Raw genomic sequence first — 20,129 nt, forward strand, 5'->3', positions numbered from 1 at the left:
AGACACAGACCTTCACATTCTCACCTACTGTTGATACGAAAGTAGAGGCAGACGAGGATGTTGCAATCTCAATGAACAACCTTGCAGCTACGACGCTAATGGTAGACATTACGGATACTGCAACGGCAGGTATTACGAATGATGATATGGCAACGGTTACGATCGAGGATGTATCTGGTAACGAGGACGACGGTGATCTTACCTTTACTGCTACGCTCGACAATGCTGTTGACGGCGGGTTCACGGTAGATGTGAATACAGCCGATGGTACTGCGACAACTGCAGATATGGACTACACGGCGATTGTATCTGAAACACTTACGTTTGCGGGTACAGCTGGTGAGACACAGACCTTCACATTCTCACCTACTGTTGATACGAAAGTAGAGGCAGACGAGGATGTTGCAATCTCAATGAACAACCTTGCAGCTACGACGCTAATGGTAGACATTACGGATACTGCAACGGCAGGTATTACGAATGACGATATGGCGACCGTTACGGTTGCTGCTGATATGGATCAAAACGAATCTGTTGAAGATAGAATCTTTACTGTCCAGATGGATGCTGTCGCAGACGTTGACGTAGTTGTAAGTTACACACTAACAGGTACAGCGACAAATACGATTGATTATACTGATGATACGATGGTAGCAGGTCAAGTTACTATAGACGCTGGAAATACAACGGCTACGATCGATATTGCAGTTATAGACGATATGATTGTTGAGGAAGATGAAACGATTATCGCAACACTAACAGCGATGACAGATAATGTCAATGTAACAGGAGACACAACACCTGCAACGATGACTATCCTTGACACTGATACGTCAGTAATACTATTTGCAAACGAAACAGATAGTGCAGAGCCAGCAACAAACGGAACAGCAATAATTACCTTGACGAACCCATCATCTACAGATACAGAGGTAGATATATTTGTGGGTGGAGGTACTGCTACGCAAAACGTTGATTATACAATTCCTTTGACTGTAACTGTCTTAGCGGGGCAAACAACAGCTACGCTAGATATTATGGTGCTAGATGATATGATTGTAGAAGGGGACGAGACTATTTTAATGATTGCTACGGGATCTGATAATCCAGATATTGTAACTTTTGGTGACTTAGTTACTCATACCATTGTAGATGAAGACGTAGCCGAGGTTACTATCGTTGCCGATGCAGATCAAGATGAGGCAGTTGCAGCCAGAACATTTACGGTAACAATGAGTGCAGAAGCAAGTGCTAACGTAGTCATAGACTACACGCTTACGGGAGATGCCATAGATCCAGATGATTACTCTGATGTTGGAATGGGACAAGTGACCATCACAGCTGGAAATACGACAGCTACAATTGATATAACGGTCGAAGATGATATACTTGTAGAAGGAGATGAAACGGTAATAGCGACACTGGATATGACGGACAATGCAGACGTAACAGTAGGAACACCTGCTAATGCTACAATGACTATCGTAAATAACGATCTTGCTACGGCAGAGATTGCGGCAACAGTTGCAACTGCCACTGAAGATGGAACTGACGGACAGTTTACAGTAACACTATCTGCTCCGGTAGGAAGTGATACGGTTGTAAACTTTGACGTTATGGGAACTGCTACAGAGGGAACAGATTATGACCCTATCGGGACATCGGTAACCGTTATGGCTGGTAACACTACAGCAACTATCGACATCACAGTAATCGATGACCTGATTATCGATGAAGATGAGACGATAGAGCTTACCCTTACAGGAACAGACAACTTGAATGTTTCTCTGGGAGCTATGACTACAGACACGGTTACAATTACTGATGATGACGACGATGATGGAGACGGTGTGCCAGATGTGGATGACGTAGATCCTAATGATCCTTTTAGTGATTCTGATGGAGATGGATATCCAGATATTTATGAGACAGAATGTGGTAGTGATCCTTTAGATGATATGTCTACACCAGTAGATGTGGATATGGATGGACTTGCAGACTGTGTAGATCCAGATCCTAACAATCCAGATACAGACATGGATGGAATTCCTGACGGAGCAGATGTTGACCCAGCTGGAGACGGATCAGTACCTAACGGAGATGATGTCGATATGGATGGTATCAACGATCAGGCAGATGCAGATGACGATCCAAGTGACGGTGTTACAGATGCAGGAAAAGAAGATTGTGATCAGGATGGTATTATAGACCAGTTTGACTTTGAGGATAACTTCTCAGTAACTGGACCTGTAGATATCTTTACGGGTACTGGATCTCAAGATGAAAATTGTGAGACCATTGTTTCCTATGGAGAGATAGTGCCTGTAAACGATTGTGATGCTGGAGATACCTTTACAGTAACACAGACTGCTGGTCTTGCTAGCGGATCTGCATTCCCTGTGGGAGTTACGACAAACACTTTTGAAGTTGAAAACGCAGCTGGAACTATTGTTACATACAGTTTCAATGTAACGATTACAGACACGACCCTACCTACTATAGATTGTCCTGCAGACTTTGCAGTATCACCAGAAGAGGATGGAACGTATGTAATAGAAGACTACTCAGGCTTGTTTGCAGACAATTGTGATACAGACCTTGAGATTACTCAAGAGCCAGCGGCTGGAACAGTAATAAACGATGGAGATGTACAGACAGTGACACTTACTGCGACAGACGATGCTGGAAACACAACTACTTGTGAGTTTGTGATCACGGTAGATGAGACGCTTAGTGTTGCAGATGTTGCAAACATTGCATTCACAATGTACCCTAACCCTGCAAACGGAGAGGTTACAATTTCTGGAACAGGATTAGAAGGAGCTACAGTAGCTGTTTTCAATATGCTAGGACAGAAGGTAATGGAGGTTCAGAGCACGACTCTTGATGTATCAAGAATGAGTGTAGGAACGTACATTGTACAAATTCAGACGGAGAACGCAAGCGCTACAAAACGCTTGATCGTTAAGAGATAGGGAACATATTCCCCCTTACCTGTGAAGCGCTTCCCATTCATTTGGGAGGCGCTTCTTTTTTTACCATAATTTTCGGCTATAATCAATATTAACATCGATTGCTTGCAAGTAGGCAGGTTAAATACGATTTTTACGAACTAGCCGTTTGAAAAAGTATGCAATTACGTTATTTACTTAGTCTCATTTTTATTTTTGGAGGTTACGCTTTCGCGAAAGCGCAAGACACCCTTTCCTACGAAACCTACAAGGAAACAAACCCTGTAGAGAAACAGCTCACAAGAGACACCATTACTGTTATAGATTCCATAACCACAACAACATTTTCTAACGAGTTACCCAAAACATTATTAGAGACCTCAGTTAAGGACTCTATCTTGTTTAAGCTGGATGATGAACCCGTGGCGCAACGCATAGATTCTATATGGCGCCGGGAGCTCGCCAGGTATGATTTATTTGACTCTATAAACAACATGGTGCATAACCTGAACTATGTAGAGGAAGTGATAGTAGATCTGCCCACAGACACGCTTAAAATGCGTTTAGAGCGACTGAATGCTCGTACGCCGTTTAATGTAGCATACAATCCTTCTTTAGAAAGTGTGATTCGGCTATATTTAAAACGCCATAAACCCACGATGGAACGTCTTATGGCAGTAAGTGAGTTTTACTTCCCGATGTTTGAGGCAACGCTGGATAAATACGATATTCCTCTAGAGATGAAATATCTTGCTATTGTAGAGTCTGCTTTACGGCCTAAGGCTAAGTCTAGAGTAGGAGCAACAGGACTATGGCAATTTATGTTTGCAACTGGAAAAATGTACGATCTCGACGTAAATAGCTATGTGGACGAGCGTATGGATCCCATAAAATCTACAGAAGCCGCGTGTCAGTATCTTGCTAGGCTCTATAAAATGTTTGGCGATTGGGATCTTGCATTGGCATCTTACAATTCGGGCCCAGGGAACGTGTCTAAGGCCATAAGAAGATCTGGCGGATATCAAAACTACTGGAATATACGGTCTAACCTTCCGCGGGAGACTGCTGGTTATGTACCTGCATTTCTTGCCACGATGTACCTTTTTGAATATGCAGACGAGCACGGCTACCGCCCCGAGAAGCCGCCAGTAAATTACTTTGCAACAGACACTATTCAGATAAAGCAAATGATCACGCTGGATCAAGTCTCAGAGGTAACGGGAGTGCCTATGGAGGAAGTTCAGTTCCTTAACCCGTCATACAAACTTGATATTATTCCTGTCATAAAAAACAAGGAATATTACCTGCGGCTGCCTACGGAGGTTAGCGGGAAGTTTGTAAATAATGAGGAGGCTATTTACGCCTTTGCAAAAGCGGAATTAGACAAAAGAGAAAAACCATTGCCTCAACTTTTTGACGCTAAAAGTCAAATAAGATACCGAGTGCGCAGCGGAGATTTTCTAGGCAAAATTGCTAATAAGTATGGCGTGCGGGTAAGCCAAATTAAAAAATGGAATGGCCTACGATCTAATAATCTAAAGATAGGACAGCGACTTACCATTTATCCCAGAAAGCCTGTAACAACAGCAAGTGCTAAGCCTAAGACTAAAGTCAATACGGCAGGAAAGAAAACATACATTGTGCAGCAAGGAGATTCCTTGTGGAAAATAGCCAATAAATTTCCTGGCGTTTCAGTTGACAATATTAAAGTTTGGAACGATATTAGTAGCACCAAACTTAAGCCGGGAATGACCCTGGTGGTATCAAAATAACCATTATGATCTATCATCCTTTTTTTAAGCAATTAAGCGTTGCTTTTATATTAGTATTCTTAATAACAGCCTGCAGCGAGGGCGAGAAGAAGAGAACTACTGCGAGAAAGCTTTCAAGCGGTAGGATGAACACTATAAATGTTGTGGTTGAGAATGATGCTTGGAAAGGTGCCGTAGGCGATAGTATCAGGACCGTACTAGCTCAACCCACGCTAGGACTTCCGGTAGACGAGCCTATTTTTACACTAAAACAACTCAACCACGAATCATTTAAAGGATTCCCTAGAGAGAATAGACTTATTTTGTACATACAGCAAGGCGACTCTACGGGAGTTGTGTTTAAAAATGATTTTTATGCAACGCCACAAACTATTGCTGTAGTAACTGGAAAGGACGATGCAGAAGTGGCATCCCTAATAAGCGAGAACGGCTCTAAGATTATAAACGAGCTTAAAGCTCGCGAGATTAGTCATAGACGCAACCAAATTTCAAAATCTCTTAAAGCAACAGATTCATTAAACTCCGTTTTTGGGCTGTCACTTAAATTCCCAACAGCGTATCGCTATGCGGCAAAGGAGGATAATTTTTTCTGGATGCGCAAAGACTTGAAAAATGGTGACATGAACATCCTTGTGTATGAAGTTCCGTTAAAAACTATAGATCAGGACACAAATACTATTGCTCGTATCATTAGGATGAGGGACTCTGTTGCGGGACGCAAGATCCCGGTAGATGATGGAAGATTTATAACTCAAAGAGACTTTGCACCCTATCTTAATAAAACAGAAATCGATGGCAAGCCTGCTTGGGAAACACGAGGTCTTTGGGAGGTAGACACCGACTTTCTGGCTGGACCGTTTATAAACTATGCGATAAGAGATGAGGAAAACAATCGTTATGTAATTATAGAAGGATTTATCTTTTCTCCGTCTATAGATAAGCGTGATAATATGACAGAACTTGAAGCAATACTGCTCACGGCAAACTTGGAATAACGTGTAAAATAATATCTATAAATTAAAGGCCCCGACACAACTGTGTCGGGGCCTTTAATTTATACCAACCGATTATAAATTAATCAGTAACCTTCTTTTTGTCTTTATCGTCGTCATCGTCTTGCGAAGCTTTTTTAAACTCCTTGATACCACCGCCTAAACCGCGCATCATCTCTGGGATTTTCTTACCTCCAAAAAGTAAAAGAATTACAACTACAATAAGCCCTATTTGCCAGGGACCTACCATTCCTAAAAATATTCCTAAAAAAGCCATCTGTTTTAATTTAGTGATACAAAGATAATAAGAAATGAACGCAACGGGCGTTAATGAATCAATTTTAGCATTATACCCACTATATTTGTACCTCTATGACGGCAAGAAAGGAAAAGAAAAAGGCCATAGCAAAGAAGCTACTACACAAGTACAGGCTAGTAATTCTTAATGAAGATACCTTTGAGGAGCGCATCTCTTTTAAACTAACACGTCTTAATGTTTTTATTTTAGTTGGAATATCGGCAATAGTGCTAATTACTTTGACAACGTTGCTTATTGCCTTGACACCTCTAAGGGAATACATACCAGGATATTCTAGCGCTACGCTTAAGAAAAATGCTCGTGAATTGCTTGTAAAGACAGACTCTCTAGAAAACGCACTTCGAGTGAGGAATCAATATTATTCAAATATTCAGCGAGTGCTTTCGGGCACCATAACGGCTGAAGATTTTTTACAGGATTCTATACAAGATGATAGTATTATCAACCCTTCACAATTAGACTTAACAGCATCAAAAGAAGATTCCCTTTTACGTGTAATGGTAGAAAAAGAAGATAAATACAACCTTTTTAAGACTGCAACTGCCGAAGCTGATTTTGCCCTCTTTCCTCCAGTAAAAGGAACGATATCTTCTGGTTATAATAGCGAGATAAGACATTATGCCATTGATATCGTTGCCGAGAAAGATACTCCGGTAAAGGCAGCTGGCGATGGCACTGTAATTTTTGCCGAATGGACTGCAGCGACAGGACACGTGATCATCATAGAGCACGCGAATAATATGTTAACCGTATACAAACACAACGCTAGCCTTAATAAAGACCAGGGAGAACTAGTACAAGCAGGTGAAGTTATTGCCACCGTGGGAAATACTGGGGAACTTACAACGGGACCACACCTGCATTTTGAACTGTGGAGTAATGGCTACCCCATTAATCCAGCAAACTTTATAGATTTTAACTGATGTCACTCAAATCCTTTGCTGCCAAAATTTTTGCCAAATCCATCAGGAAGAAAATCGATCTATGGGCTGCAAACCCTATTGATACTCAAGAAAAGGTGTTTCAAGAGCTCATTGCGACGGCTCAGGATACGGCTTTTGGTGAAGACCACGCCTTTGACGATATTGCCTGTCACGATGATTTTGTAAAGTATGTTCCTATACGCGATTATGAGGCGATAAGACCCTACGTAGACCGTGTGGTCGAAGGAGAAGAAAACGTATTGTGGCCAGGAAAACCACTTTATTTTGCTAAAACCTCTGGAACAACATCTGGTTCAAAATACATCCCGCTTACAAAGGAAAGTATGCCCACGCACACCACGGCCGCTCGCAATGCAATGCTCTGTTATATTGCCGAAACGGGAAAAGCAGACTTCGTAAATGGAAAGATGATATTTCTTCAAGGAAGCCCAGAAATGACCGAACAAAACGGAATTAAACTGGGACGTCTTTCTGGAATTGTGGCACATTATGTCCCTAACTACCTCCAGAAAAACAGAATGCCTAGCTGGGAAACAAACTGCATAGAGGATTGGGAAACAAAGGTAGACGCAATTATAGCCGAGACCATAGATAAAGATATGCGTCTCATTTCTGGTATTCCTCCGTGGGTGCAAATGTATTTTGAACGCTTGAAGGCAAAAAGTGGAAAACCCGTGGGCGAACTCTTTAAAAACTTTAATCTCTTTATTTATGGAGGAGTAAACTATGAGCCGTACCGTGCCAAGTTTGAAGATCTTATAGGTCGTCGGGTGGATAGTATTGAGCTTTTTCCTGCGAGCGAGGGCTTCTTTGCTTTTCAGGATACGCAGACGGAGGAAGGAATGTTGCTGCTGCTGGACAACGGCATTTTTTATGAATTTATAAAGGCCGATGAGTTTTTTGACGAAAAACCGAAGCGCCTGACCATAGGTCTAGTAGAGAAGGGCGTAAATTATGTGATGATTATCTCTACAAACGCAGGACTCTGGGGCTACAATGTGGGCGACACCGTAATGTTTACGAGCACATCGCCATATCGAGTTGTAGTTTCTGGTAGGATTAAGCACTTTATTTCGGCGTTTGGAGAACATGTGATTGGCAAGGAAGTGGAGCAGGCAATGCTCGAAGCTTCAGCGGGAACGGACATTAGAATACACGAGTTTACCGTTGCCCCCCAAATCACCCCAAGCGATGGACTGCCTTACCACGAGTGGTTTATTGAGTTTGAAGTAGCAGGTGGAGATTTGACCGCTTTCGCGAAAGCGTTAGACGCCTCATTACAAGCTCAGAACTCTTACTACAAAGATTTAATCACAGGGAAAGTCTTGCAGCCATTGCGCATTTCTAAAGTTGCCAAAGGAGGTTTTAACGACTACATGAAGTCCCAAGGAAAGCTGGGCGGGCAAAACAAAATCCCAAGACTGGCAAACGACCGAAAGCTAGCCGACCAATTACCATTAATTTAAGTACCTTTGCCCTTTAATATGGGTATATTAAAAACACAAGGGCGCACACGTGCACAAGAGAGCAGCAGCGCAATCGAGCGTATGTATATTACGATGCGCCACCTCTTTAACAGGGGATTCTATAAGCCTATGGGTGTTTCTGGAGAAACACTGCGCGAGGCACTCTTCATTCTCAGACCAGAAATTTATGGCTCTATAGCCGAAGAAAAAGTCGAACTCAACGGACTTCTTTATGTAATAGATAGACTTCCGCTGGGCATAGAGGAATGTCGCTACATTAACCTTACGAGTGATGAGGGCTATAAAGACAGCCATTTTGAACCTATTATCCCGCCAAAGCGTCGTCGCAACTGTTATCGTATAGATAACGAGCAAATGAATATTGAAATCACACGCGGACGCTCAGAAATATATGATATCCTGACGCACCTTACCTTCCTTTTTGTGGAGTCACACAAAATTATGAAACGTGTGGTCATAAATGAAGAAGGACACACCGTAAGAGACTGGCAAAAGCTGGAGCGTGCGGTTTTAAGTGACGAAGATCTCGACCCAAAAGAACGGGAAATAGCCATAACACATACAGCAAATATTTTGGGACGCACCTTTGCCGAGGTGAACAAAATCGCTCCACTCTTTAACGTACCAGGAAACAATAAGCGATTTCTGCAGCTTATATATTGGTTAGGAAAGCTTGCTATTGCAGAAGATGTTTTAGATGAAAAGCGTGTTGTGACTTTTACTCCCGTTTTAAGAGAACGCTTAGGCCACCACATACACGGGGAAGTATGGGCATATGATATTAAAACAGCGCTTAAGGAAAATAACTTACTTCACCGTCCTATTCATATCATAAGTGCAAATATGCATAGCGTGATGAACACGCTGTATGCCCCTAAAGCACTCAAAACGGAACTCAAGAATAAGTCAAAACTTGAGATTTATGAGGCGCTCAGTAATAGTGCAAATGGAAAATTGAGAACTAAAGTTGAGAAAGTTGCCCTACAAAATGGGATGACTTATCTAGCAGATAGAAGTGGGACAAATATTAATGTACAAATATTTGACATGTGTAAGCTCGCTGTTGCTGAGAATGATTTTTGTCACGATAGCACGCAACCCGGAAGCACTCCTGTCATCTTAGTTATGGACTACGCCTTTGGCGAGCAGGCCTATGAAACTATGGAAGAGTTGCTTAAACCCTTTGTTGAGGGAGACGAGACAACATATCTAGATGTAGATTCTGTTTCCATAATGGGAAAAGCAGGGATTCTGGAAGGAGGGAAAGGCGATATTATGATACCTTCTGCCCATTTATTTGAAGGAACAGCAGATAATTACCCGTTTGATAATGAGCTTAAGAAAGAAGACTTGGAAGGTCACGGCCTTAAAGTATTTGAAGGCGCAATGGTTTCTGTTTTAGGAACTTCATTGCAAAATCGGGATATTCTCAAGTTCTTTTATGATAGTACGTGGAACGTCATAGGACTGGAAATGGAAGGTGCGCACTATCAAAAAGCGATACAGGCAGCCGCAAAGTTAAGAGGGAGTATACAAGATGATGTAAAAGTACGTTATGCATATTATGCAAGCGATAACCCTTTGGAGACAGGAAGCACACTAGCTTCTGGAGGACTAGGAACCACTGGCGTAAAGCCTACATATCTCATTACAGAAAAGATACTAGAACAAATATTTAAATCATAAACTAATAACCATCCCAATATGAGTACACAGCAATCGTCGCAGGCAGATGAAATGGACCTGACAGACATCTTCACGCTGATAAAAAGAGCATTTTACAACGTACTAGCGCTATGTTTTAGAGCGGTGGATTTCCTTTTGAAGTTTTGGTGGATTATTTTGCTTTTAATCGTAGGCGGAGCGGCTCTAGGATACTTTTTAAAAGGAGAGCCTAAGTATAACTCGACATTGATTATACAAACAAATTTCAATACTCAGCCATATGTTTATAATGCGGTAAAGCAATTTAATCTTAATCTAAAAGAGGACGACGTTGAGTTTATGAATAAAGTAGGACTCGATCCTGAGTATCCCGGTATTAAAAAAGTTCAGATTGCTCCAGTTATAGATGTCGTAACGCTTATGGAAGAGATGAGAGTTTCTGAACGTACTCTTGGAACGATAATCAAAGAACTATCTGTAGAGGAAGAGACAGAATTGTTTGCATCAGAACGATTTTATTCTAACTACAAGTATCACAAATTAACAATCCGTCTTAAAGGGGAAGAGGATAAGGATAAGATCAACAACTTAATGCGCTACATTAATGAACAGCCATTAATGCAGTCTCTCAAAAATGAGATTACTAAAAATATGCAAGACCTTGTCCGCATAAATGAATCTACAATAAAGCAGATAGATGAGATTGCTGCAAACTATGCTGTCGAAGCAAAAATCACTAGAGATGATGTGAGTAAATTGTCCTATTTCAATAATCAGAACAATATAAACATCAACGGTATTTTTGATCTGAAAAAACAAATTGCGATTGAAAACGAAGAGATTAAAAACGAGCTCATTATGCTCACGGACGCTGCCGTAGTTGTAAGTGACATCCAGACAGCGGCAGAAGAATCCCTGAGTGACCGTAAAGAAATTATTTATCCTATAATTCTCGTGTTCCTCTTCTTGTTGTTTGCAGGAATACGATACACGTACGTTACACTTCGTAAAGAAGTAGAGAAACAAAATTTATTAGACTAAGAATTGCATCCTGCTGCAATAAGCAAATGATATGGGAAAGAAAGTAGCACTTATAACAGGAGTAACAGGGCAAGATGGCGCTTATCTAAGCGAATTCTTGCTCAAGAAAGGGTACGAAGTTCACGGTATTAAACGTAGATCATCCCTTTTTAATACAGATCGTATCGATCACTTATATCAAGATCCTCACGTAGATAATCAAGCATTTTTCCTTCATTATGGAGATTTGTCAGACAGTACAAATCTTCTTAGGATCATTCAGGAGGTGCAACCCGATGAAATATATAATCTTGGAGCGATGAGCCACGTTCAGGTTTCTTTTGAGATGCCAGAGTATGTGGCAAATGTAGATGGAATAGGTGCGCTACGACTGCTAGAAGCCGTGAGAGCGTTGGGTCTTGAAAAGAAAACAAGAATCTATCAAGCCTCTACCTCAGAGTTATATGGAAAAGTACAAGAGGTACCACAAACTGAGAAAACTCCATTTTACCCTCGCAGTCCTTATGCGGTAGCAAAAATGTATGCATACTGGGCAACGGTAAATTACAGAGAGGCCTACGATATGTTTGCTTGTAATGGGATTCTATTCAATCACGAGTCTCCTATACGTGGGGAAACGTTTGTAACCCGGAAAATCACCAGAGCAACAGCCCGCATAGGACTTGGCCTTCAGGATAAAATATACTTGGGGAACCTAGATGCAAAACGCGATTGGGGTCACGCAAAGGACTACGTAAAAATGATGTGGATGATTCTTCAGGCAGATGAGGCTGAGGATTGGGTAATTGCCACAGGAAAAACAACTCCAGTAAGGGAATTTGTACAAATGGCTTTTGCACACATCGGTGTTACTTTGGAATTTAAGGGAATAGGAGTAGATGAGGTGGGAATTGTAACAGCATCTTCAAATGAAAAGTTTCCTGTGAGCATAGGACAAGAAGTCGTTGCGGTAGATAAAAAATATTTTAGACCTACAGAAGTAGATTTACTTATAGGTGACGCTACAAAAGCGTATACTAAACTAGGTTGGAAACCAGAATATAGCCTTGAAGCTCTTGTAAACGATATGATGCAAAGCGACATTAAACTTATGCAAAAGGATACTTACTTGCGTGAGGGGGGATATACTACACTAAATTACTTCGAGTAATAATGGAAAAAACTTCCAAAATTTATATCGCAGGCCACCGTGGCCTTGTAGGAAGTGCCATTGTGGAAACACTCAAGGCAAAAGGGTACGACAACCTTGTTTTTAGAACACATAAGGAGCTCGATCTAAAAGATACAGAGGCTGTTGCTACATTTTTTACTAAAGAAAAGCCAGAATATGTCTTTCTCGCTGCTGCAAAAGTGGGGGGAATTGTGGCAAACAACACCTATCGAGCAGATTTTATATACGAGAATCTTATGATCCAGAACAACGTGATACATCAGAGTTATGTACACGGCGTGAAGAAATTAATGTTCTTGGGGAGCACCTGCATCTACCCAAAACTGGCGCCACAGCCTATGCCAGAAAATAGCTTACTCACAGACACGCTAGAATATACCAATGAGCCATATGCCATTGCAAAGATTGCAGGTATCAAGATGTGTGAGAGTTATAACATTCAGTACGGGACAAACTTCCTTTCGGTGATGCCTACAAATCTTTATGGGTATAATGATAATTTTGATCTGGAAAAATCGCACGTATTGCCTGCACTTATACGCAAGATGCACCTTGCAAAGCTTTATGCTGCGGGAGATACTGATGCGGTTATGGAGGATCTTGGGGTTACCGCTTTCGCGAAAGCGGAAAAAATATTACATCAATACGGCATCACAAAATCTTCTGTAGAAATATGGGGGAGTGGCGCTCCCAAAAGAGAATTTTTATGGAGCCGTGATATGGCCGAAGCCTGTGTTTTCCTATTGGAAAATAGAAACTTTAAAGACGTAGCCGAAGGATTGTCTGAAATACGAAACACGCACATTAATATAGGAACGGGTGAAGATACCTCTATAAAATCGCTCGCATTGCTTATAAAAAATACCGTGGGATATACAGGAGAATTAACATTCAACACTTCAAAACCCGACGGAACGATGCGCAAGCTCACAGACGTATCAAAATTGCATAGTTTAGGCTGGAAGCACAAAGTTTCACTAGAGGAAGGGGTTGATAAATTGTACACTTGGTACTTAGCACAATAGTATGAATCCAAAAATCTGGACACCACGATATATCGTAAATAGAATGCGCAATTTCTTTTTTGAAAAACGACATAAGGACCTCCCTTGGATTACTCCTGAGGCCATTGCTATTCTCGATGAGATGCTCACAAAAGAAGACGTGGGAGTTGAGTTTGGTTCTGGAAAGAGCACAGCCTGGTATGCTAAAAGAATGAAACACCTTACAAGTGTAGAAGACCACGAAGGATGGTACAACGCGGTAAAAAAGCAATTTGAAACACTAGGCTTGAACAATGTCGATTATCTTTTTAAATCTGCACAAGGCCAGCCAGAGCAATCTGATTATTGTAAGGTAATGAATGATTTTGAGAAGAACTCTCTAGACTTCATTGTTGTTGATGGAAAACATCGCGATATTCTCGCTTTAGAGGCTATAGATAAATTAAAAGTGGGAGGAGTGTTACTCTTAGATGATTCTCAAAGATATCTCGCTCACACCACCGTCGCACCATATGCTGTCGGAGATACCGCCTCTAATATGACAGATAATTGGAAAAATTTTCAAAACCGAATTAAAGCCTGGCGTATGATATGGACTTCTAACGGTGTTTCGGACACGGCAATTTTTATAAAAAAGTAATTTAGAATGCTCAAATCCCTTTTAGACAGCAAGAACGGTCGCATTGTTGCGGGGAATTATACGGCATTGCTTTTTATACAAGGGGCTAATGTGATATTACCATTAATAGCGTTGCCGTATCTGGTTAGAACGCTCGAGGCGGAGCGTTTTGGACTCGTGATGATCGCGCAAACGATGGGCGTGTTTCTAACTATTCTAGTAGATTTTGGTTTTAATATAAGCGCTACTCGTGAGGTTTCTCTGTTGCGTAGCGATCGAGATAAATTATCGCAACTATACTGGAATGTTTTTTTTGTCAAGTTTTGTCTTGTGGTAGTCTCTTTTCTTATTGTACTTATATTGATCACTTTTGTAGAGCGCTTTAGAGTAGAACCACTTGTTTATGTCCTCAGTTTTGGGATGGTTTTGGGACATGCCATCTTTCCTACTTGGTTTTTTCAAGGGATAGAGCGTATGAGGGTGATTACATTTGTAAACGTACTGGCTAAGGTGCTATTTACTGTAGCTATATTCTTTTTTGTTCTTTCTCCTGAGGATTATGAATGGGTGCCACTTTTGAACGGAGGGGGCTTTATTCTTGCTGGTATCATAGGCCTAGCAATAAGCTTTAAATACGTACACTTTAAAAGTCCAGATTTTAGTCAAGTTAAAATTCTTGTGAGTGAAACAGCAAGTTTGTTTGTTTCAAATTTTGCAACGAGTCTTTATACTTCGGGCAATACATTTATTTTGGGTATGATAGCGGGCGATGCTCTTGCTGGTGTATATTCCAGTATGGAAAAGCTTGTTCTGGCTATAAAGAATATTTATGTGCCATTATATCAAGCAATATTCCCGTGGTTAGCTACAAAGGAGGAAACGAAAATCACGATGTTTGTAAAAAAAATGATGTTGCCTGTAGGAATTTCTGGCGGTTTAATTAGTGGTATTCTTATTCTTATTGCAAAGCCCTTACTACACTTTATATATAATGACGCACAAATAGACAGTTATACCTTAGTTTTTCAGATTTTGGCTGGGATTGCCTTTTTCTCTGCGCTTAACATGCTGCTCGTGTCCTTGTTTTTTCCGGCAATTAAACATTATAAAAAGCGTATGTATGCCTTAGTAATAGGAGGCTTATTTAATCTTCTTGTTGCCATTGTCGGAGCTCGATATTTTAGTATTTATGGTGTTGCAGTCTCTGCAATCGTTACTGAATTTTTTATCCTTTGTATAGCAGGATACTTTTTTAGTAAACCTAAAATCGAGATAGCAGGAACGTGAAAAAACTGGTAATCATACAGACGGCAACACCTGATTATCGCGCAGGTTTTTTCAACGCACTAAGAACAGCGATGGGCAACAATTTCCAGCTGTACCGAGGGTCGAGATATTTTGAAACTTCTGTCAAGTCAGATACAACTATTTCTGCTGTTGATATAGGAAATCACTATCTATTAGGACGACGTGCTTTGTTTCAAACAGGTATTTGGCACCTAGTTTTTAAGAATGTTGTGCTCGTGCTAGAAATGAACCCTAGAATTATATCTAACTGGATTTTTCTTTTGTTGCGAATGATCGTGGGAAAAAAAACGATACTTTGGGGACACGCCTGGCCACGCGGGGGCAGAGATAGTAAAAGCGATGATTTACGCAATATCATGCGTAATCTCGCCCCAGCCATTGTTGTGTACACAGAAAAGCAGGCAGCAGAGTTGTTGCTCAGAATGCCCTGTAAGGATATTCAGGCAGCTCCTAATGCCTTGTTAAGTGCTGACCAAATGGAATTGGTCACACCGGAGAAGACGCCACTGAACTTAATTTACGTAGGCAGGCTTACGAAAGCAAAAAAGCCGTTGTTTTTAGCAAAGTCATTTTTCCAAAGTATGGACGTAATTCCTAAGGAAGCAAAATTAATCTTCGTAGGAAGTGGTGACCAAATAGAACTTATTGAGAAATTCATTATTGATAATGGACTTCAGGATCGAATTCTATTAATGGGACACATAGGAGATTATACAAAACTTCGTAATTTGTACTCGAGCAGTATCTTTAGCGTTTCTCCAGGATATGTAGGACTATCACTCACCCAGAGTTTAGGCTTTGGTGTTCCTATGTTAATCTCTAGGGACGAACCCCATTCACCAGAAATTGAAGCGGCAACCGAAAATGAAAATACATTATTTTATAAAAGTGATGATGCGATAAGCTTTCGCGAAAGCGTAAAAAGTATATACAAATCTAGAGAACTTTGGATCTCCAAAAGACCCGATATTGCGATGCATTGTAAGAAGAAATATAGTGTGGAGGCCATGGCAAACGTATTTATTAATCTAACTAATAAATATGGCGCTTAAGACACTTTTACTCTTTATTTACGTACTGATTACAGTTGTTCTATTTGCGACTTTCGACGCGACTGTTGAGGTTTGGCTATCCTTTTTTGCTAGTGCCGCTATACTTGCAATTATAACACTCTATCATTTGTTTGTAGAGCGAGATTATTCTCCTTTTATTTCCTGTTTTATAGTCTTTACCTATTTATTTTTTCTAGTTGCCCCAATTGTCCAAATCAACTCTTTTGAAGGAGTGAATCCCAAGTTTATGACGCTATTGCCTTACGACGAAAGTGTAGCAATAAAAGCAAACATTTTTATATGTGCTTTTAACCTGTTGTTTTTTTTGAGCTATGTGACGATGAAAAGACTGCGACCTTTGCGTGGCATACCTACTCAAACAGACCGATACAAAAGAGTATTGCCGGCTATCATCATCGGCTTGGGGTTTCTTTCAGTCCTTGTATTTATTGCAAGTTATGGTTTTGTACAAGATGAGTTGAGACGCCCAAGCTGGAAGCCCTCAATTTTTGGAACTAGCATATTGCTTATATGGAAAAAAGTATTCTTCCTTGTTCCATTCGGAGGGATATTATTATGTGTAGAGTACTTGAGGAGGCCTAAAAAAAGAACACTCAATTATATCACTATAGCTGTGATGCTAGGATTTTTTATTCTTCTTTTATTTTGGTTTAAGAATCCGCTTGTCGAAAAGAGAAATGCCCTAGGACCCATTTATATTTGCCTATTATTTCTTGGTTTACCAAGACTTTTGAATAGTAATGCAAAGACACTATTCTTTATGTTTTTTTCAATGATCATTTTGTTCCCACTCACCGCTATATTCACGCATAGTGATGCGAGTTTAAGAGAAATTCTTAATAAGCCGTCGATACTTTTAGAAGAAATGAAAGGAGGGGGAATTGCAAGCGCCTTTAACACGCTTAATTATGATGCTTTTGCAAATATTATGGCAACTATGGACTATGTGGGCTATCACGGCTATTCCATGGGGTATCAGTTGTTAAGTGCTTTTTTGTTTTTTGTTCCCCGTAGTATATGGGAAGCAAAACCTATATCTACCGGGCAACTAGTAGGAGAACACCTTATTGAGGTGCACGACTTTAGATACAGCAATTTGTCAAATCCTCTTGTGAGCGAGGGATATATTAACTTTGGGTTCTTCGGAGTTCTCCTAGCCGCATTTATGCTTGCTTTTGTATGCGTCAGGCTTTTGTACTGGCTTAAAAGTGAGGACTATCTAAAGAAAATAATGGCGCTGTACTTTGCTATACATCTTGTTTTTCTTCTTAGGGGAGATTTTACAAATGGATTTTCCTACTACATTGGAACGCTAGTAGGGGTCATCGTTATACCTAAAATGGTAAGTTATTTTATAAATCAATTAATGATAAATCAACAAAGGTGGAAACAATCAAAAACAGCATAGGACTTAAACTTACTGTGCTATGGATAGGCATATTGTTTGCTATGGTAATATTACCTACTCCTTTTAAATCTATAGCGATAGGGATATTTGCTATCCTAACTATCGTGCTTGCAATACAACGCAAGGCGTATTTTAATTTGCCTTTTTTCCTTTGGAATGCAGCCTTGTTCTGCCTACTTGTATTTACCTTTTTATATACTGAAAATACAGAGTACGGTATTAGAAAACTCTCCACAATGGCCTCATTAATAGTATTCCCAGCGCTCTTTTCCTTTATAAGAAAAGAAGATGACCACGGTATTTTTAAATATCACAATCAGTATCTCTGGGTGTATGTTGTAAGTGTTTTTGCTTTTAATGTAGTGGCCTTTTTGTGGTTTTACATAACAAACTACTCGTTTGCAGGAATGATAGAACACTTTGCAACCGTGGTACGTGTAGATATGGGAAAATGGAGAATACATCCTATATACCTTTCTATGCATTGTGCTGTAGCCCTATTGTTTTCTATGTACCTTTTAAAAGCAACTAGATCTAAAAGACTTATAATGCTACTACTGAGTATAGATATGGTGTTAATATTATTCCTGTTACTCTATGCTAAAAAAGGTCCTCTTCTTGCTCTTCTGGTTGTCTTTACCTTATTTGTTGCTTTCCAGCGTAAACAAGGGTTAGTAAAGCCTTACTTAGTGGCTATGGTCGTTGTCGTCGGGCTTACAGTTGCTATTCCTAAAACCCGAAACAAATTTGTCGAGCTTCTTAAGATAGAAAACTTAGATAAAGGAAGTTTGACCTCTACAAATATTAGATATACTATTTACGCTTGCGCAAAAGAACTGATAGCAGACGCCGCTTTTTTGGGCTACGGGATAGGAGATTACAATGATGTTCTACAAAAATCCTACAAAGAAAAAGACAAACCAATTTTAGTTGCTGGGGAGTATAATGCGCACAACCAGTTTTTTAGTTTAATGCTCATGGGCGGTGTACTCGCTGTTGTCTTTTTTGGGTTGATGCTGGCGGTAAACTTTGTTTTCGCCATCAGGTACGACAATCAGTTACTTATACTATTACTTATTTTTTATAGCCTCGTAATGCTTACCGAAAATATTCTAGAAAGAGAACAAGGAGTCATTTATTTTAGTCTTTTCTTGAGCTATTTTGGATTACGCAATAGATATTTAGAAGCACATGCGGATAGCACAAATTCATAATAAATACAAGGACGTAGGCGGCGAGGATATTGTTGTTAAGCGTGAGAAACAACTACTCGAAGATGCTGGTCACGAGGTCGTACAGTTCTTTGCTTTTAATGAGCAAATTAAGAATACCGCAGACAAGCTAAAAACAGCACTTGGAATTCCGTTTAATTTTTCATTTAAAAAAAAAGTACAAGAGTTTTTAGAAAGAGAAAAGCCAGATGTAGTTCACATTCATAATTTTCTTCCAGTACTTTCTCCATCTGTGTTTTTTGCTTGCAAGGCGCTTAACTTTCCTGTAATAGTAACACTACATAATTTTAGATTACTCTGTGTAAATGGATTGCTCTACAGGGATAAACAAGTGTGTGAAGATTGTGTGTCTAAAAAGATGGCATACCCAGGAATAAAACACGGCTGCTATCAAGAATCCTCGCTGGCATCAGTATTTCCAGCGGTAAGTAATAGGCTGCATACCTCCTTAGGTACTTGGTATGATAAAATCGACAAAGTCATTTTTCTTTCGGAATTTTCAAAAAATGTTTTTGATCGCTCCCATTTAAATTTCGCAAAGCAGCAGGTTGTTATTAAGCCTAACTTTATTGCAGATAATGGTTTTTCTTATATAAAAGAAGATTATTATCTTTTTGTAGGACGTCTTTCTGAAGAAAAAGGAATTAGGACGATATTAAAGGCTTTTGAAAACAGTAGGAAGGAACTTGTTGTTGTAGGAGATGGACCGTTGCGGCGTGAGGTAGATGCCGCCAGCTTGCGCTCTCCCAATATAAGATGTGTAGGTTTTCAAAATAGTGAGCAACTCAAGGTGCGATATCTTAGCGCAAAAGCCACAATTTTTGCTTCAAAGATGTATGAAGGACAACCTCTGGTTATCTTAGAATCCTTATCGTACGGGACGCCAGTAATCTGTCCTAATTTTGGAAACGCAGGATTACTTATTGAGTCTAACGTTAATGGGATGAAGTATGACTTAGGAGATGCTACTTCCCTTGAAACGACCATAAGAGATTTCGAAAACAGCTCAGATGTAGAAATCCTGAATAAAGGAGCGCGTAACTCATTTGAACAACAATTTACCGCTCATAAAAACTTGGAGCTATTAGAAGAGATATATAAGCAAGCTATCGAAAACTCAAACAGCAAAGAAAACTAGCAACT

16 protein-coding genes are annotated in these 20,129 nt (G+C 40.1%); 15 read left to right on the forward strand and 1 reads right to left on the reverse strand.

Features of this window, described 5'->3' with window-relative positions:
• The 3 genes from EAX61_RS09955 to EAX61_RS09965 form a co-directional block, all read left to right on the forward strand.
• A partial coding sequence (locus EAX61_RS09955) for a T9SS type A sorting domain-containing protein (protein WP_121917546.1) occupies positions 1-2,975 on the forward strand: 2,975 nt, incomplete at its 5' end.
• A 155-nt stretch (positions 2,976-3,130) separates the two neighbouring features.
• The gene (locus tag EAX61_RS09960) at positions 3,131-4,723 is read left to right on the forward strand and encodes a LysM peptidoglycan-binding domain-containing protein (RefSeq protein WP_121917547.1); all 1,593 of its coding nucleotides are present in this window, start codon (positions 3,131-3,133) and stop codon (positions 4,721-4,723) included.
• Positions 4,724-4,728: 5 nt separating this feature from the next.
• Positions 4,729-5,718 (forward strand): DUF4837 family protein, encoded by a 990-nt coding sequence (locus EAX61_RS09965; RefSeq protein ID WP_121917548.1) that lies wholly within the window; start codon positions 4,729-4,731, stop codon positions 5,716-5,718.
• 79 nt (positions 5,719-5,797) lie between these two features.
• Here the strand turns inward: EAX61_RS09965 and EAX61_RS09970 are convergent, their stop codons facing one another.
• A complete protein-coding gene (locus tag EAX61_RS09970) occupies positions 5,798-5,992 on the reverse strand; it encodes a Sec-independent protein translocase subunit TatA/TatB (protein WP_121917549.1) in 195 nt (64 codons plus the stop codon).
• Between the two features lie 95 nt (positions 5,993-6,087).
• Between EAX61_RS09970 and EAX61_RS09975 the strand changes: the two genes are divergently transcribed.
• Genes EAX61_RS09975 through EAX61_RS10030 form a run of 12 tightly spaced genes read left to right on the forward strand, consistent with a single transcriptional unit; the run spans position 6,088 to position 20,124 of the window.
• Positions 6,088-6,957: a M23 family metallopeptidase gene (locus EAX61_RS09975; protein WP_121917550.1), complete on the forward strand. Its 870-nt coding sequence runs from the start codon at positions 6,088-6,090 to the stop codon at positions 6,955-6,957.
• Positions 6,957-8,444, forward strand: a complete 1,488-nt coding sequence (locus EAX61_RS09980) for a GH3 auxin-responsive promoter family protein (RefSeq protein ID WP_121917551.1) — start codon at positions 6,957-6,959, stop codon at positions 8,442-8,444. Before EAX61_RS09975 ends, EAX61_RS09980 begins: the two co-directional genes overlap by 1 nt.
• An 18-nt stretch (positions 8,445-8,462) precedes the next feature.
• Entirely contained in the window at positions 8,463-10,151 is a 1,689-nt protein-coding gene (locus tag EAX61_RS09985; RefSeq protein ID WP_121917657.1) for a DUF6909 family protein, read from the forward strand.
• A gap of 18 nt (positions 10,152-10,169) precedes the next feature.
• Positions 10,170-11,171 (forward strand): YveK family protein, encoded by a 1,002-nt coding sequence (locus EAX61_RS09990; RefSeq protein ID WP_121917552.1) that lies wholly within the window; start codon positions 10,170-10,172, stop codon positions 11,169-11,171.
• A gap of 31 nt (positions 11,172-11,202) precedes the next feature.
• Positions 11,203-12,321, forward strand: coding sequence for a GDP-mannose 4,6-dehydratase (gene gmd, locus EAX61_RS09995; protein ID WP_121917553.1), 1,119 nt, complete (start codon positions 11,203-11,205; stop codon positions 12,319-12,321).
• A 2-nt stretch (positions 12,322-12,323) separates the two neighbouring features.
• Entirely contained in the window at positions 12,324-13,367 is a 1,044-nt protein-coding gene (locus EAX61_RS10000) for a GDP-L-fucose synthase family protein (RefSeq protein ID WP_121917554.1), read from the forward strand.
• Between the two features lies 1 nt (position 13,368).
• On the forward strand, positions 13,369-13,986 hold the full coding sequence (locus EAX61_RS10005; RefSeq protein ID WP_121917555.1) for a class I SAM-dependent methyltransferase: 618 nt from the start codon (positions 13,369-13,371) through the stop codon (positions 13,984-13,986).
• Positions 13,987-13,992: 6 nt separating this feature from the next.
• Positions 13,993-15,252, forward strand: a complete 1,260-nt coding sequence (locus tag EAX61_RS10010; RefSeq protein WP_121917556.1) for an oligosaccharide flippase family protein — start codon at positions 13,993-13,995, stop codon at positions 15,250-15,252.
• Positions 15,249-16,325: a glycosyltransferase gene (locus EAX61_RS10015; protein WP_121917557.1), complete on the forward strand. Its 1,077-nt coding sequence runs from the start codon at positions 15,249-15,251 to the stop codon at positions 16,323-16,325. Before EAX61_RS10010 ends, EAX61_RS10015 begins: the two co-directional genes overlap by 4 nt.
• Entirely contained in the window at positions 16,315-17,754 is a 1,440-nt protein-coding gene (locus EAX61_RS10020) for an O-antigen polysaccharide polymerase Wzy (RefSeq protein ID WP_121917558.1), read from the forward strand. The genes EAX61_RS10015 and EAX61_RS10020 overlap by 11 nt, the downstream gene beginning before the upstream one ends.
• Positions 17,730-18,968, forward strand: coding sequence for an O-antigen ligase family protein (locus EAX61_RS10025; RefSeq protein ID WP_121917559.1), 1,239 nt, complete (start codon positions 17,730-17,732; stop codon positions 18,966-18,968). The genes EAX61_RS10020 and EAX61_RS10025 overlap by 25 nt, the downstream gene beginning before the upstream one ends.
• Positions 18,946-20,124, forward strand: a complete 1,179-nt coding sequence (locus EAX61_RS10030) for a glycosyltransferase family 4 protein (RefSeq protein WP_121917560.1) — start codon at positions 18,946-18,948, stop codon at positions 20,122-20,124. The genes EAX61_RS10025 and EAX61_RS10030 overlap by 23 nt, the downstream gene beginning before the upstream one ends.
• Positions 20,125-20,129 lie beyond the last annotated feature (5 nt).

It is taken from the genome of Dokdonia sinensis, from assembly GCF_003688895.1.
Lineage (GTDB): Bacteria > Bacteroidota > Bacteroidia > Flavobacteriales > Flavobacteriaceae > Dokdonia > Dokdonia sinensis.